8 protein-coding genes are annotated in these 15,453 nt (G+C 57.5%); 5 read left to right on the forward strand and 3 right to left on the reverse strand.

Annotated elements, in window-relative coordinates:
- Window positions 1-93: 93 nt before the first annotated feature.
- Together ACZZ0G_RS19765 and ACZZ0G_RS19770 are read left to right on the forward strand one after the other, a co-directional pair.
- The gene (locus tag ACZZ0G_RS19765) at window positions 94-2,034 is read left to right on the forward strand and encodes a hypothetical protein (RefSeq protein ID WP_463557239.1); all 1,941 of its coding nucleotides are present in this window, start codon (window positions 94-96) and stop codon (window positions 2,032-2,034) included.
- A 179-nt stretch (window positions 2,035-2,213) separates the two neighbouring features.
- Window positions 2,214-4,505, forward strand: coding sequence for an autotransporter outer membrane beta-barrel domain-containing protein (locus tag ACZZ0G_RS19770; protein ID WP_463557240.1), 2,292 nt, complete (start codon window positions 2,214-2,216; stop codon window positions 4,503-4,505).
- Window positions 4,506-4,565: 60 nt separating this feature from the next.
- Here ACZZ0G_RS19770 and ACZZ0G_RS19775 read toward each other — a convergent pair whose 3' ends face one another.
- The 3 genes from ACZZ0G_RS19775 to ACZZ0G_RS19785 all read right to left on the reverse strand — a co-directional run bounded on the left by ACZZ0G_RS19775 (window position 4,566) and on the right by ACZZ0G_RS19785 (window position 10,325).
- The gene (locus ACZZ0G_RS19775; RefSeq protein ID WP_463557241.1) at window positions 4,566-9,083 is read right to left on the reverse strand and encodes an Ig-like domain repeat protein; all 4,518 of its coding nucleotides are present in this window, start codon (window positions 9,081-9,083) and stop codon (window positions 4,566-4,568) included.
- A gap of 248 nt (window positions 9,084-9,331) precedes the next feature.
- Entirely contained in the window at window positions 9,332-9,727 is a 396-nt protein-coding gene (locus tag ACZZ0G_RS19780; protein WP_463557242.1) for a YbaN family protein, read from the reverse strand.
- Between the two features lie 10 nt (window positions 9,728-9,737).
- Entirely contained in the window at window positions 9,738-10,325 is a 588-nt protein-coding gene (locus ACZZ0G_RS19785) for a UPF0149 family protein (protein WP_016984205.1), read from the reverse strand.
- Between the two features lie 297 nt (window positions 10,326-10,622).
- Here ACZZ0G_RS19785 and recQ point away from each other — a divergent pair, with 297 nt between their 5' ends.
- The 3 genes from recQ (at window position 10,623) to ACZZ0G_RS19800 (ending at window position 15,386) form a co-directional block, all read left to right on the forward strand.
- Complete coding sequence (gene recQ, locus ACZZ0G_RS19790; RefSeq protein ID WP_463557243.1) at window positions 10,623-12,752, forward strand: DNA helicase RecQ; 2,130 nt, start codon at window positions 10,623-10,625, stop codon at window positions 12,750-12,752.
- Between the two features lie 302 nt (window positions 12,753-13,054).
- Window positions 13,055-13,489: a MarR family transcriptional regulator gene (locus ACZZ0G_RS19795; RefSeq protein WP_016984207.1), complete on the forward strand. Its 435-nt coding sequence runs from the start codon at window positions 13,055-13,057 to the stop codon at window positions 13,487-13,489.
- A gap of 127 nt (window positions 13,490-13,616) precedes the next feature.
- On the forward strand, window positions 13,617-15,386 hold the full coding sequence (locus tag ACZZ0G_RS19800; protein ID WP_463557244.1) for a FimV/HubP family polar landmark protein: 1,770 nt from the start codon (window positions 13,617-13,619) through the stop codon (window positions 15,384-15,386).
- The last annotated feature ends 67 nt before the right edge of the window (window positions 15,387-15,453 follow it).

A 15,453-nucleotide genomic window follows, 5' to 3' on the forward strand; every position in this document is an offset into this window, starting at 1 on the left:
CTGTTTAACCCATGCAGTCATTGTGTAATAACTCTGGCAAGGCGGTTGTTTGCCCTGTGCCAGTCAATCAAGTTGCTGAGAGGATGATAGAAGATGACAAGTTTTCACTCATTGACACCGGCGCAGAATCGCGAACGTTTCTTTGGTGTTCGATTTCGCAGTCCAAAAGCTGCACCATTACCACCGACACTTCATCCGGATAATCCGTTGCTGGATGATGAAGTGGATGATAGTCCCAACCAACTGCATTCAAGCTTTCAAGGGTTTGCTCTGAAGGTGCAGATCCCGCGATTTGCCGAGGCGGATGATCCAAACGAAGTTAAAGGATATCTTGAACTAATGTGGGACGGCACCAGCATACGTTCGACTCGAGTACCTTTCGAAACACCCGTTGATACAGGTACTACCCAATTTGATCTTGAATTGCCTCAAGGCTACACATCGGCGCCAGGACCTCATGAGCTGGGCTACGTGTTGAATTTTGGTGGTAATCCATCTGCGGGAACTCCCCTTGAAATCAATATTGATGCAACAGCACCGATAGCGTTCGGCAAGGCGACTGTTCCTCCCGAGGTGGAAAGAGATGGTATTACAAAAAAATACCTCGATGATAACGGTTTTGTATTAATCACCATTCCAAACTATGGGAGTAAAAAGCTCGGCGACGTCGTTGAATGCTTTTTTGGCTCAAGTTTGCCAACCCCGACGCTGGTCGGCGTGTTGACCATAACGGACGTCGCAGCTCCGATCACGTTTGAATTGACTCCCGCGCTGGTTGGTAACGAGGAAGGTTTAAGATCTATTTTTTATTACCTCAGCGACCGTAAGGGTAACCGCAATACACCACAATATTACACTGAACTGAATGTCACTCTGACCGACCCACCCGCAGGGCTTCTGGAACCCAGTATTCCGCTCTTTGATGACGACGCAGCACCAAAACTGGTGGATCTGGCCGATGCTCAGGCCCCATTGGGGGTTGGTATTCTAGCTGAGTACACAAACTACCTGGCTGATATCGACGAACTGGAAGTGACATTTGACGGTATCGTGCAACCGGCGCAGAAAATCAATGCCTTTCCATTCTATGTGAACATTCCTTACCGGGATGTATTCAACAACAACCTGGATGAAAAAACGGTAGCCGTCAGTTATCGGATCAAACGCCATAACTTGCGCTACCCATTGGGAACAGCGGCGCCTGCAAAAGATGTGGATGTCGATCTGCGCCGGCCGGGAGATGGCGACGGTGGGGAAAACCCGGATCCTAGTCTGGCGCTGGTTACTGTGCAGGGTGCAGGTCAAAATGGCCCGAACATTCTGACGGCTGCCGACGCGATTGGTAATGTCGATGTAACTGTAGCTGTCTTTGCTGGTGTTAAAGATGGAGACATTATTACGTTGATATGGAAAGGGGTCGAACTCACGGCGGCACAAGGTGGTGTTATTGAGCTTGATGGGACAGAAACCGGAAGTTTTACGTTCGATGTATTATGGGCTGTCGTGGATGCGGGCGGTAACGGTAACCCGCTGCCAGTCACCTATAAAATTACCAATCCTGATATTAATGATAATGAAGTCCACTCGCAGCCCCGAGATGTCGATGTGAATATTCGACCCGGTGTTGTTCCTGAAGTTAAGTTTCAACATCTTGATCCGGACTTCACAGACTGGTTCAACTGTGGCTCCCTGCGATCAGATCCGGTACTGGTTAAATGTGCAGAAGTACTGGTTTCTCCTGGTGAACCGCAGTTGGCCGATCAAACACTGGAATTTGTCTACCAGGGTTATACCGATTCGGCAGGTACTATTATAAAAGCTGGTACTGAGGAGAAGGTCACATATACGCCAACGTTACAGGAAGCGAATGCCGGGTTTGTCGTGAAAATTCCCTATCAGAAAATTTTGGCGACGGAGAGTGCGTGGGGCGATATAACTTATACGGCAATGATTGACGGACGCCCGGTGCCATCTCAGCGACACCTTGTCAGGGTGCACATGAAAAAGGGTGATGGATCAGTGTGTGATATCTGATCTTCGAGGTCTGGGAGGCATTAAATGCCTCCCTTTTTCTTATAAGGATTACCTGGCGCTAGGACTTTTCTAATGTGTATTGAGGACTTTTCCTACATTTTCAGGGAGTAGGTAACGTTAATGTACGCCCGCTGACGCAGAGCTGCTTTGGCCTGTAATTATTTTGAGGTGAATCAATCATGAAAATGTTGGATGTATCAAACGTTCGCGTTTTTCCAACAGGCAGGTCCGGAGTATCGCTCTGCCTACCTGCTGTTTTTTTTTTCGCAGGTTTTGCACATTCGGCAACTATTGTCGATAACACCAGGCTGGATATCGATTCATCGGTTGCATCTACAGACTATCTGGTGCGCAACAGTGGCATATTGAACGCCTCCGGCGCCAATACCCGATCGATCACGGCGCAGTCCGGTTCGTCGTTAAACCTCAACGGGGCCACCATCGTTGGTAACGACGGGGGTGATGGCGTAACAGTGACGAGCAGTCAGGCAACCATCGATCAAACGACCGTGACCAGTGATGAAATCGGGCTAGCGGTCAATCGCTCCAGTGTCGCGGCGGGGGGGGCTACTGTGACAGTTTCCAATAGCCAGATCAGTGCACAACTGATTGGGTCGCAGGTCACGGGGCTGAGTTTGCTGTCATTGAGCAACACGCAAATCATCGGTGCGGCCAGCGATGGCATTGGTGTGAATATACTGGGTGGTGAGGTCAGTGCTTCCGCGGGTACGACCATCACCGGCCAGGCGACAGGGGTGCGGATGGTCAATGACGCTGTCAATGTGGGCGGTCGTACCTTGTCGCTGGATAACTCAACGGTGCAAGGTATCAGCGGTTCTGCGATTCTGGTGGATCGCGGCACTCAGGCCACGATAGGCGTCTCCAACGGTTCCAGCCTTCTCGCTGGCAACGGCAGATTACTGGATGTTCAAGGCTCATCGACCGTCAGCATGACCGTTGCCAACAGCACCCTGAATGGCGACATCAGCGTGCTGGACAACAGCACGGCCAATCTCGTTTTCAATCAGGGGAGAATAACCGGGGACGTGCTGGTCGATGGCAGCTCTACCGCCACCGTCACGCTGGACAACCTCTCGCAATTCACCGGGCGCCTCGACAACGTCGACAGCGTGAGCATCAACAGCAATTCCAACTGGACACTGACCGGCAATGATTCGATCGGTGCACTGGGCATGAACGGTGGCACTGTCACCTTCGGCGGCACAACAGACGCCCCTGGTACGTATTACACGCTGGATGTCGGTTCGCTGTCCGGCAGCGGGACATTTGCGATGAAGGGTGATTTCGTCAGCGGCGAGCGGGATTTTCTCAATGTGAGGGGGGCTTCGGCGGGTGACTTCACGCTGGCGGTTGCGGCCTCTGGCCTGGACGCCGCTTCGCCGCAGGCGTTGACGCTGGTGCGTACCGGCACCCTCGACAGCGCTAACTTTGCGCTGGCCGGCAATCAACGGGTTGATGTAGGCACCTGGTCCTACAGCCTGGCAAGTCGGGAGATTGAAGGGGGAGCGAAGGAGTGGTTTCTCGACCCGACCACAGAAGTCATCAGTCCCGGCGCAAGTTCGGTACTGGCCTTGTTCAACACTGCGCCGACCGTGTGGTACGGCGAGTTGTCCTCGTTGCGCAGCCGTATGGGTGAGCTGCGTTTGAATGGCGGGCAGTCCGGCGGATGGATCCGCACTTACGGCAACAAGTACAACGTTGCCGATGGCTCGGGTGTGGGCTATCAGCAGACGCAACAGGGCTTGTCCCTGGGCGCCGATGCCCGGGTGGGTGAAAGCCAGGTGCTGGTCGGGGTGCTCGCCGGCACGAGCGAGTCCGATCTGGATCTCAATCGCGGTACGTCGGGAACGGTGAAAAGTTACTACGTCGGGCCTTATGTCACTTGGCTGGACAGTGACACCGGCTACTACTTCGACGGCGTGCTCAAGTTCAACCGCTTTCGCAACGAGTCCAAGGTCAACCTGAGCGACGGCAGCCGCACCAAGGGCGACTACGACAACTGGGGGGTAGGCGGTTCCGCCGAGTTCGGTCGGCATATCAAACTGGCCAACGACTACTTCGTCGAACCGTTCGCGCAACTGTCGGCCGTGCAGATCCAGGGCAAACACTACACGCTGGACAACGACATGGACGCCGACGGTGATCGCATGCGCTCACTGCTCGGCAAGGCCGGTGCCACGTTCGGGCGCAACTTCGGTTTTGGTAACGGCGCAGTCGCCCAGCCTTATGTGCGCGCGGCGGTTGCTCATGAATTTGCTTCCAACAACGAAGTGAAGGTCAACAACAATGTATTCAACAATGACTTGTCAGGCTCCCGGGCGGAGTTTGGGGCGGGGGTGGCTGTGGCAATGTCCGAGCGGTGGCAGATGCATGTCGATCTGGACTATGCCAATGGGGAGCATATTGAGCAGCCTTACGGGGTGAATCTGGGGTTGCGGTATTTTTGGTAAAGAGCCATCGGGATGATCCCAAGTGAAGGCGCCCCACGACTTGTGGGGCGTTTTTCATCCCTATCGGTCAATGCAAACTCCCAAGGCAGATCCGTAGGACTGGACGTGCCCTTCTGCGCCATTGACCAGGTTTTTTAACCAGTACCGAGCTGGCCAGCCACCTGCGGAGTCAGCGGCCCAGTACCAATAGTCACCCATCGGCCAACGACCACCCCAAGCGTTATGGATTTCCCGCAACTCACCCATTGATGGCAATCGCTTTCCTCGGGCTTCTGCCCTGCCTCTGATCGTGTTCCAGTTTCCACCGTCCAGCCCCCAAACGAATTTCACTCCTGTGACATGAACGTTGTAACTCTTGGATTGGCTTGCGTTGTCGATGACAGTGATCGTTGAGACCCCATTACCCCTGACAGTCACCAACCCTGAACCGTCTACCGCGGCGACGTTGTTGTTACTCGACGTATAACGATAGGGAAGAACTCCGCCGCTTGCCGTGTGCTGTACATATGTGCCAGGACCGAAGTTTGGATATGCAGCCCAGTCAGGTATGAGGTAACACCTGCCACTCAATGTCACGCTGCCCGTGTTGAAATTCAACGGCGGAATCGGTGAGATCACAGTGAAGGTTCGCGTATTTGAATCCTGCCCGGTACTCAACGCTTTTACTCTCAGCGAATGCCCGCCCAAACCCACCGACAAGGTAGTGTTCCAGTCGCTGCCCACGGCAGTCACCGTGTGCCTTGGGCTGTTGTTGTCGTAAATCTGGACCTGACGATTCGGTGTGACCGTGCCGCGCAGGTTCACCGAAGCGCTTTTGGTTTGCCCGCCATTGCCGATTTCACTGATGCCGTCATGCACAGACGTCAGCGTCGGCGCGATGTGGGCGGCGACGTTGAAGTTTCTCGCCGGGCTCTCTACCGGAACCGCGTCATACATGGCCTTGGCCGTCAGACTGTGGGAGCGGATGGCCAGACCGGTGACAGACGTTGTCCACTGTTTATCGGCATTGACGCTGACCGGCGTACCGACGGGGGCGCCATTGTCGTACATCTGAATCTGCTCGCGCGGGGTGGCCTCACCTTTGACGGTCACCGCGGTGTCGTAGGTCGTTCCATTGGGTCCCACCGTGCCAACCGAGTCGGTCACAGCGGTAATCGTCGGTGAAACGAAGGCTGCAACTGTAAAGACCCGAGGAGGGCTGGACTCCGGATTGCTGCCGTAGTCGCCTCGCGCGGTCAGGCGGTAAGTGGTCAGGTTCAGGTTGCTGAAAACATGTTGCCAATCGCCGCTGCCGTTGACATCCACCGTTTCGACGTTCGCACCGGCATTGAGCAGAATGATCTTTTCGTTTGGACTGGCCTTGCCCGTCAGGGTGACGGTCCGGTAGTAGGTCGTACCATTGGCGGCGACCTCACCGCGCAGGTCACTCACACGGGAGATCGTCGGCGTGACCGCTTGCGCCACGACGAAATCCCGAGGCGGACTGGTCGCAGGGTCAATCTCGTACAACGCCTCGGCAGTGAGACTGTAGGAGCGAACTTTCAGATCGTTGAGGCGGTGGTTCCAGTCACCCTTATCGTCGACGTCAAGGGTAATGAGCGGCTGTTTGTTCTCCAGCAGTTTGACCTGCAGGTTTGGCGTCGCGCTGCCGGCCACCTGCACACTGCTGTCATAAGTGGTCGTCCCATGGGCAACGTCCCCCCGTGAATCGGTGACCGAGAGGATCTCCGGGGTCTGTGCGAACTTCACAGTGAATGTGCGGGGATCGCTGGACACCGGTTCGGCGTCATAAAGAGCCTTTGCGCTGATGCGGTAAGGCTTCTCGGTCAATGGGCCGATCTCGCGGCTCCAGGTGGTGTCGGCGTCCACTAGTGCGGTGCCCATTGATGTCGTCGTTCCATCGAACAGCTCGACCGTTTCGCCGCGTGTGGCCGTGCCGGTCACGGTGACTTTTTCGTCGCGGGTTTTGCCACCCTCTTCGACATCGCCCCGCGAGTCCGTCACAGCGGTGATGACCGGTTGCACGTAGTCGTAGCGGGTTCTGATGGTCAGGGGTAGCTGTGGGAACAAGCAGGCAGTGTCCTCATTTTCACTGCCGTCGAATGCCACTTTGCAGATCAGATTGGCGGGTGTGGAGTGGCCCAGTTTCATCAGTTCGCTTCTGAGCAGGGTTTCGTTGAGGCCGCTGCTGACTTCGCTGGAGGTTATTTCCCGACCGGGGATTAGCGGGATAGTCAGGGACGCGCCTGAAGTGGTTTGTCCTGTCAGGTAGAACCAGAGGCGCTGTTTCAATGCGATGTAGGGCCATGTAGCGAGAAGTGCTTTTGCGTCCCCGCTGAAGGTCATCAGATCCAGGACATTGTTCTGTGCCTGAGGTACTTGCGGGTGGGGCAGTTCGTTTTCGGGGTCCTGAAAGTTTGAAACATAAAGGTCGAGCATTTGCGAGGGAGTTGTGAGGGTATAGCGGGTTACTTCGTATTCAACCATCACCCTTTTCGCAATATTGGCGCCAACCACTGAAGCGGGTAAATGAAATTGCACGGTGCCAGTGGGACTGCCTGGCAGCTTTAGGTCGTCGGAGGTGCCCGCGCCGGGCGTCCCTAACCATTTCAGACGGATCGTATCCTGGTCAGCGTTCATGCTGGCGTAGCCGACGTCGACATCTACCCCGTTCAAACCATCCTTCGGGTTGAGGATTTTATCGGGAGCCTGTACCACTTCGGGCGGTGGCAACTCACCGACCAGTTCTCCTATAAGCAAATTGAGCGTGGCCGAGTGCTCATACAGCTTGCTCGAAACCCGCAACACCGAGTAGCGCACTTTCACATACTGGCCAATGTTGGCCGTCACGAATTCAGCGTCCACCGGAAAACGCACAGGTTGACCTTCGGTCACGGTAGTGATGGGCAACCAGTCACTGGTGCTGGCGAAGGGATTGGGACTGCGCCAGTAATAGGTAAGAACATCTTTGCTGAGGGTCTTCGCCTCGCTGATATACACATGCACCCTATCGAACACCTTGGACGGATCGAGCACATCCCCCGGCGGATCGGCCTCTTCTACTTCGGGTGCCGGCAGCGTCGCCCTGACCTTTTCGACCTTGGCCAGCAGCCGCTCGGATTCTCTGATGTCGTAAAGGCCGAAGGCATCGTTTGCGACCACGTAGGACAGGTCGAGCGTGCCGTTATCAAGCACACTGATGTGCTGGGAATCGATGTAGAACGTGACCAGGCCTTCCTTGGCTTCGTTGTTGCTGACGATATGCGAAACCTCATGCGGATAGTCGCCGCCATCGGACTTGGTGCCAGACCATCTCAGGCAGATCAGGTCGCCATTCTTCATCGCGTAGCGCACATCGACCGTGGCGTAGAGCTCGTCCGGTTCGAGGGTATCGCCCAGCAGTTCCCGGATGCTCGGCTCGGGGAGCATGTTGACGTCGCCCACGACACTGGCAAAGGTGCGCTTGGAATACTGCGGGTCGCCGCCGTCCTTTTTGTAGAGAATATAAGACGCATCGGCGCGCCCCTGGGCGATGGCCCTGATCAACTCATAAGGCACTTCGATTTCCAGCACTGAAGGGACGTTGTCGATGTCGCGGGTTTTGCTGCAGATGAGCGGTTCAGCGTCACCCGGCGGCGTGCCGATGAAAGTCATTTTCACCTTGTCGCCCACGCCGAAGTACTGGCTGCTGACATGGATCTGAATCGTGACCGGCTGCTTGTTCAAATCCCTGATGGTAATGAAGCCGTTGACGGCTTCCCTGATGATCGGTGCATCCAGTCGCCAGCCGCCCGCGTCCACGTCGATGTAGGTGCGTTTGGAGTGGCGGTCGGCCCAGTTCCAGACTTCGTCATTGATGTCGTATTTGATTTCCCGTTTGAGTCCGTCACCGGTGCCGAAAATGGCGTCCGGATCAATGAGGATCTCGATCGGCTGCTGGCCGTCGGCTTGCTCCTGCGTGATGCGGTGCGCCGGAAGCCGATAGTCGCCCAGCTGTAAACGGACCTTGTCGTTACGCGTGCAATTCACGTAATGAGGGATGGTGGCCAGGACGCCTTTTTTGGCCCATTCGGCGTCTATCACGCCCTGTTCGACCAGCTCGGGCGGCAGTTGCACGATGTTCAACTCTGAGTGGCCGTCGGGCAAATGCGGTTCCTTGTCACGATTTCCCGGTTTGTAAAGCTTGACCCATATCCGCAAGGCCGCAGAGGGCGGATCGGCTTCGGTCTCGCCTGCGCGGGTCAGCACATAGTGGCAGTTTTCAAGCCACCCCGACTCGACCGGCGTCGGCAGATGAAAGAACACCCTTTGGTTGACTTCTTCGGCCTTCACGAAGCGCTCGAGTACTTTTGTGTTGTTGTAATAAATCTCGAGTTTGTCACCCTCGCTCATTGGGCTCAGGTAAGGATTGATGACGCATTGCAAGCCTTCAGGGTCTGTGGTGGCGACCTTGATGCTGATCCCGCCATCGCCGTCTTGCACCGGCTCGACCATCCCCGGAATCAGCAGGGGACGCAGCGCCAGTGTGTTATTGCCTTCCGTCAGGGGAGGGAAGCGGAAACGCTTGTGAGAAGGCATCTGGCAAGTCCTCTTGAAGAGAATTCAGGCGTTTTTTGATGACGGCCGCTGCAGTCGAACTCAATGAGAATCAGGGTGGATTCAGGCTTGAGGAGGTTGACGAACACGGGAATGCACTCCCGCCGGGTGGTGGAGTGATTGAACCTGTGTTGATGGGATTGCACACCTGTCAGATCTGACAGGTGTGTGGAGGTATCCGACGAGTGGTATCAACGGGGGGCGTTATTCGCTCGGAGTTCAACGTCGGTTCAAGGCTTGTGCAGCGTTCTCTGCCGCAAAATGTAAATTGTCACCAACACCGCACTCGTCAACATGAACCCCCGCGCCCACGGCAGTGGCACCAGGTAACAGGAGAACAGAATGCTCGCCCACATCAGACCGATCGCGTAGACCTTGCCCTTGAGCGGTATGCCGTTGCCATCGAGGTAATCGCGGATCCATGGCCCGAGCCGTGGATGCTCGACCAGCCATTGATAGAAGCGCGGAGAGCTGCGCGCGAAGCAGGCTGCGGCGAGCAAAAGGAAAGGTGTGGTGGGTAAAACAGGCAGGAAAATCCCGATCACCCCCAATGCCACGCTGAGCCAGCCGACGGCCAGCAGGATGTAGCGCAACATCAGGGATCGGTTGCCTATGGGATTGTCCATAGGCCGGATCTTAGTGGTGACGTGGCTTGAGGATCGCCGGTTTTTCGTCGGGTGCCTGGCACAGCAGGTACAGCGCGGTCAGGGCTTCCGGGATCTGCACGATCATGTCGTCCATCAGGTTGGCGTCCTTGGCGATGTCTTCGAATTCCGGTTGTTCGTCGAACAGGCCCGAACCGACCATGATCGGCAGGAGCATTTCACTGACTTCTTCTTCAGCGGTTTCGAACCAGGCCGCTTCACGCAGGAACACGCCTTCCATGAAACCGATGCACCAGCCGCGCAGTTCGGAGTCGTCCGGCTCGTCGCCCAGATCCAGTTCGCAAGGCAGCTCGAATTCTTCATCCGAGGCCAGTTGGCGGGCGATGTGGGCCTTGAGGCCGATCAGGGTGGCTTCGATCTCTTCGCGCTGGGCGTCGCTGCTGTAATGCGGCTCTTCGGCGAACAGGGCGTCGATCCACTCACGCTCCGGTACGTCTTCAGCGCAGATCGACAGCGCGGTCAGGTAGCCGTGAGCGGCCACGTAATCCAGCGCCTCGTCATGCAGCTCGTCGGCGTCGAGGAAAACTTGCAGGCGGGTCAGTTGCTCAGCGAAGGACATTACGGGGCTACCTTGGGGAATAAACAATGCGGGAATTCTAGGCCTTCTTGCGCGCTCAAGCCAGCCGCATGGCAGATTTGCCGCAATTGCCGGGCTGCATACAAATCCTGTGGCAGGTTTATCAGTGTCTTATCAGCGGCACCCTGTGCAGGGGAGGGCTCGGGTATACTGCCGCGTTTTGCGATCCCTGCCCGCATTGCGGTTGTCGTGCAATGCGCTCTTACGTTTTGTTTAAGCAGCCGTGGCTGTTCTGAACCAGCCTGCGCAGGGATGTATCGGTAGATTTTTGGAGTTTTTATGCTCGAACAGGCTCAACGCGTCCTCAAGGACATCTTCGGCTACGACAGTTTCCGTGGCCGTCAGGGTGCGATCATTGAGCGCGTGGCCAGCGGCGGGGATGCGCTGGTGCTGATGCCTACCGGTGGCGGCAAGTCACTGTGCTTCCAGGTACCGGCGCTGTTGCGCGATGGCCTGGCGGTGGTGGTGTCGCCGCTGATTGCGCTGATGGACGATCAGGTCGCCACCCTCGAAGAACTCGGTGTGGCCGCCGCCGCGCTGAACTCCACCTTGAGCGCCGAGCAGCAGCGTGACCTTGCGGCGAGGATCAAGCGCGGCGAAGTGAAGATGTTGTATCTGGCGCCCGAGCGCCTGGTGCAGCCACGCATGCTGTCGTTCCTGCAAGGCTTGAACATCGCGTTGTTCGCCATCGACGAAGCGCACTGCGTATCGCAGTGGGGCCACGACTTCCGTCCGGAATACCTGCAACTGGGCCAGTTGGCCGAGCTGTTCCCCGACGTGCCGCGCATCGCCCTGACCGCCACCGCCGACAAGCGTACCCGCGAAGAAATCGTCACGCGCCTGCATCTGCAGAACGCCGAACGGTTTCTGTCGAGCTTTGACCGACCGAACATTTTTTACCGCATCGTGCCCAAGGAGCAGCCGCGCAAGCAGTTGCTGGCGTTCCTCGCCGAGCGGCGCAGCGATGCCGGCATCGTCTATTGCCTGTCCCGCAAGAAAGTCGAGGAAGTCGCGGCATTCCTCAGCGAGCAGGGCTTCCCGGCATTGCCGTATCACGCTGGCCTGCCCAACGATCTGCGAGCCTTCAACCAGAAGCGTTTTCTCAACGAAGAAGGCCTGATCATGGTCGCCACCGTGGCGTTCGGCATGGGCATCGACAAGCCCAACGTGCGTTTCGTCGCCCACCTCGATCTGCCGAAATCCCTTGAAGCGTATTACCAGGAAACCGGTCGCGGCGGCCGTGACGGCCTGCCAGCGGATGCCTGGATGGCCTACGGTCTGCAAGACGTGGTGATGCTCAAGCAGATGCTGCAGAACTCCGAAGGTGACGAGCGGCACAAGCGTCTGGAGCAGCACAAGCTCGACGCCATGCTGTCGCTCTGCGAAGAGACCCGTTGCCGTCGTCAGACCCTGCTGGCGTACTTCGATGAAGACATGCCCGAGCCGTGCGGCCATTGCGACAATTGTGTCGATGGCGTGCAGACCTGGGACGCCACCGAGCCTGCACGTCAGGCATTGTCGGCGATTTTCCGCACCGGCCAGCGTTATGGTGTCGGTCATCTGGTCGATGTGCTGCTGGGCAAGGAAAACGAAAAAGTCCGCAGTTTCGGCCATCAGCATCTGTCGGTGTACGGCGTCGGCAAGGCTCTGAGCGAAAGCGAGTGGCGCTCGTTGTTCCGTCAATTGGTGGCGCGCGGTCTGGCGGATGTCGATCACGAAGGCTATGGCGGCCTGCGTCTGAATGACAGTTGCCGGCCATTGCTCAAGGGCGAAGTCACGCTGGAGTTGCGCCGCGATCTCAAACCGCAGGTTACCGCCAAAACCGCCAGCAAGAGCCCGGCCAGCCAACTGGTACGCGGCGAAGAGCGCGAACAGTGGGAAGCCCTGCGCGCCCTGCGCCGCAAACTGGCCGAAGAACATGGCGTGCCGCCGTACGTCATCTTTCCCGACTCGACCTTGCTGGAAATGCTCCGCAGCCAGCCGACCTCGCTGGCGGAAATGGCCCGGGTCAGCGGTGTCGGCGCACGCAAGCTGGAACGCTATGGCGATGCCTTCCTCGAAGTGCTCGGTGGTGAGGTCGAAGCGCCGAAAGCGGTGGCCGATGTGCGCCACGAATTGATCACCCTGGCTCGCGCCGGCATGACGCCGTTGCAGATCGCCGGTCAGTTGCAGTGCTCGGAGAAGAACGTCTACACCATGCTTGCCGAGGCGATCGGCAAGCAGCAACTGTCGCTCGAGCAGGCGCTGGATTTGCCTGAAGAGTTGATGGGTGAAGTGCAGGACGCGTTCCTTGATGGCGAAGGCGAGTTGCCGTCGGTCGCTGAAGTGGCCGAGTTGTTTGCCGGGCGTGTACCGGAGGGCGTGCTGTATTGCGTGCGGGCTGCGTTGCAGTCGGAATTTGAGATGTGAAATTCGGTCTCGACCCTCACCCCAGCCCTCTCCCAGAGGGAGAGGGGGCCGACCGAGGTGTCTTGCGCTATACATCGACCTGAATGACCGAGTCGATTATGGATTCAGCGCCGATCTGCCACGTCGGCGTAACTCCCAAATATCCCCCATACAGTCCCCTCTCCCTCTGGGAGAGGGTTAGGGTGAGGGGCTTTCAAGATGTAACGATTCAGTACAGACCGCCACTTGCCTATAACTGCAGCTCATGCTTAGCTGGCTAATAATTAGATTTTCTTTATTTTCAGTCTAACCGTGAGTGTTTTATGCCGTTAACCGATCAACACCGCTTTGGCATGCAACTGGCCCAGATGTCCCGTGGCTGGCGTGCCGAACTGGACCGCCGACTGGCCGGGCTGGGTCTGTCCCAGGCGCGCTGGCTGGTGCTGCTGCATCTGGCGCGTTTCGAAGAAGCACCGACCCAACGAGAGCTGGCGCAGAGCGTCGGCGTCGAAGGTCCGACCCTCGCTCGCTTGCTCGATAGTCTGGAAAGTCAGGGCCTGGTGCAACGCCAGTCCGTAATGGAAGACCGTCGGGCGAAAAAAATCGTCCTTTGCGCCCCGGCCCTGCCGCTGATCGAACAAATCGAAACCATTGCCACGCAACTGCGCCACGAATTGTTCGAAGGCGTCGACGAGGCGGATTTGAAGGTGTGCATGCGCGTTCACGGGCACATTCTGGGCAACCTGGAAAAGTCTTGAGGCACATCCACGTGCCGGATCTTTGAGAGATCGCGCTGAGCCGACTATAAGAACTACTAGGCAATATCGTGTTCGTACCGGATGTGCGAACGCATAGAAGTCGGTTTTGCTTATTTAAGGGATGCTCATGCTCGCAAGTCGGCACGTGGTACTGCGCGGTGGCGCCAAATGGCTGCTGGCCGCTGGCGTATTCAGCTATTCAGCCTGGTCGATGGCCTTGGGGCTGGGTGATATCACCATTCACTCTGGCCTCAATCAGCCGCTCAAGGCCGACATTGCGTTGGTCGATGTTGGCGGGCTGACGCAAAATGATCTGACGGTGCGCCTGGCCACAGCGGATGAATTCGCCGAAGCCGGGGTCGAGCGAGTGTTCTTCCTCAACGACCTCAAGTTCATCCCGATCCTGCATGGCAATCGCCAGGTGATCCGGGTCACCTCAAGCAAGCCAGTCAACGAACCCTTTCTGAATTTTCTCGTGCAGCTCAATCAGCCCAATGGCCGATTGCTGCGTGAGTACACGGTGCTGATCGATCCTCCAGGTTCGCCGGGTATCGTGCCGGCCACCGATGAGCCGGATCCGCAGGCGCAGTCTTCCGGGTTTCCCACCGTCGAGCCTGCCGTAGCTGCGCCGCAGGCACCTCAGGCCAAGCGCGAGACGCCGCCAACACCTGCAACGCCGCCTGCCAACGATGCACTGGCCGAGCAATTGGCCGCCAGTGTCTTGCTGAGTCAGCAACTGCAGAAGACCGTCGATGAACTTAACGGGAAACTGCAGACGCAGGATGTACAGATTGCCGATGGTAAAAAGCAGATCACTGACCTGCAGACGCGGCTGGTCGAACTTCAGAAAGCGCCGCCACCGGCCGTGGTGGCACCGACACCTGTTCCGGCACCGGTTGTGGCGCCGGTGGAATCCACCGATGAAGGTTTGAACTGGCCATTGCTCGGTGGTTTGTTGCTGTTGCTGGGGGCGCTGGCCGGGCTGTTCGTACATCGTCGACGACAGCAACAGATACCGACTGACGAGCCGTTGCCGCTGTTGCCGCTGGATAATCAGCCGGACGTAGCGGATGGCGAAAGTGCAGCACCCATCAATACTCATGCTTCAGCCCAACACCGCGAAGAACCGGCGGCTGGCGATGTGCTGGAGGCGGTGGGGATCTATCTGGCCTATGGCCGACTGGGGGAAGCCGCCGGGCTGTTGCGCGATGCCTTGCACAAGGAGCCGGAGCGCACCGATATCGGTTTGCAGTTGCTGGAAGTCCTTGGGCGCCAGGGTGACAGCGCTGCGTTTGATCAACAGGAAAGCCATTTGCGTGAGCTGGGAGTGGATGCCCAGACGTTGCAGGATGTGCGCGCCCGACATCCGAAGCTGGTGGGTACCGCGCCATTGACCACGCTACCGCCGGTTGTTGCGGCTGCCCCCATTGTTGCTGCGCCAGCGGTGCCGGAAGATGATTTCGAGTTGAACCTGGGCGAGTTGTCGATGGATTCCAGTTGGGATCTGGAGGACAGTCGACCGCTTACTCCTGAGCCGCCGGCGGACACCTCGGCCCTCGGTCCCGGCCTGCAAGTGTTGCCGCAGGACTTCGAGTTGCCGGTAGCGGCGGGTGAGGACACTGAGCTTGAGTGGATCCCCGAGCCGGACGCCGAGCCGCTGGATGAAGATTTTCTCAATGAGTTTGCTGATGCCGAGCCGTCACTGGCGTTGCAACCGCTGGATTTGCAGGAACCTGAGCCGCTGCACGATGAAAACTCTGGAAAGCTCGAACAGGCTCAGACGTGCATTGACGACGGTGACATCGACAGCGCGATTGCGCTGCTCAACGAATTGCTCAAGGAAGGCGATGAGCCGTTGAAGCAAACGGCGCGGACATTGCTGGCGGGGATTCGCTGAAGCCTCCGATCCGATTTGCGCTTGATCTGATACCGCCTTCGCGAGCAGGCTCGCTCCCACAATTGGA

This window comes from Pseudomonas sp. AC169, assembly GCF_979258515.1.

Coding starts and splice junctions, on each gene's coding strand:
- ACZZ0G_RS19765 (WP_463557239.1), top strand. CDS start 94: ATGACAAGTTTTCACTCATTGACACCGGCGCAGAATCGCGAACGTTTC.
- ACZZ0G_RS19770 (WP_463557240.1), top strand. CDS start 2,214: ATGAAAATGTTGGATGTATCAAACGTTCGCGTTTTTCCAACAGGCAGG.
- ACZZ0G_RS19775 (WP_463557241.1), bottom strand. CDS start 9,083: ATGCCTTCTCACAAGCGTTTCCGCTTCCCTCCCCTGACGGAAGGCAAT.
- ACZZ0G_RS19780 (WP_463557242.1), bottom strand. CDS start 9,727: ATGGACAATCCCATAGGCAACCGATCCCTGATGTTGCGCTACATCCTG.
- ACZZ0G_RS19785 (WP_016984205.1), bottom strand. CDS start 10,325: ATGTCCTTCGCTGAGCAACTGACCCGCCTGCAAGTTTTCCTCGACGCC.
- recQ (WP_463557243.1), top strand. CDS start 10,623: ATGCTCGAACAGGCTCAACGCGTCCTCAAGGACATCTTCGGCTACGAC.
- ACZZ0G_RS19795 (WP_016984207.1), top strand. CDS start 13,055: ATGCCGTTAACCGATCAACACCGCTTTGGCATGCAACTGGCCCAGATG.
- ACZZ0G_RS19800 (WP_463557244.1), top strand. CDS start 13,617: ATGCTCGCAAGTCGGCACGTGGTACTGCGCGGTGGCGCCAAATGGCTG.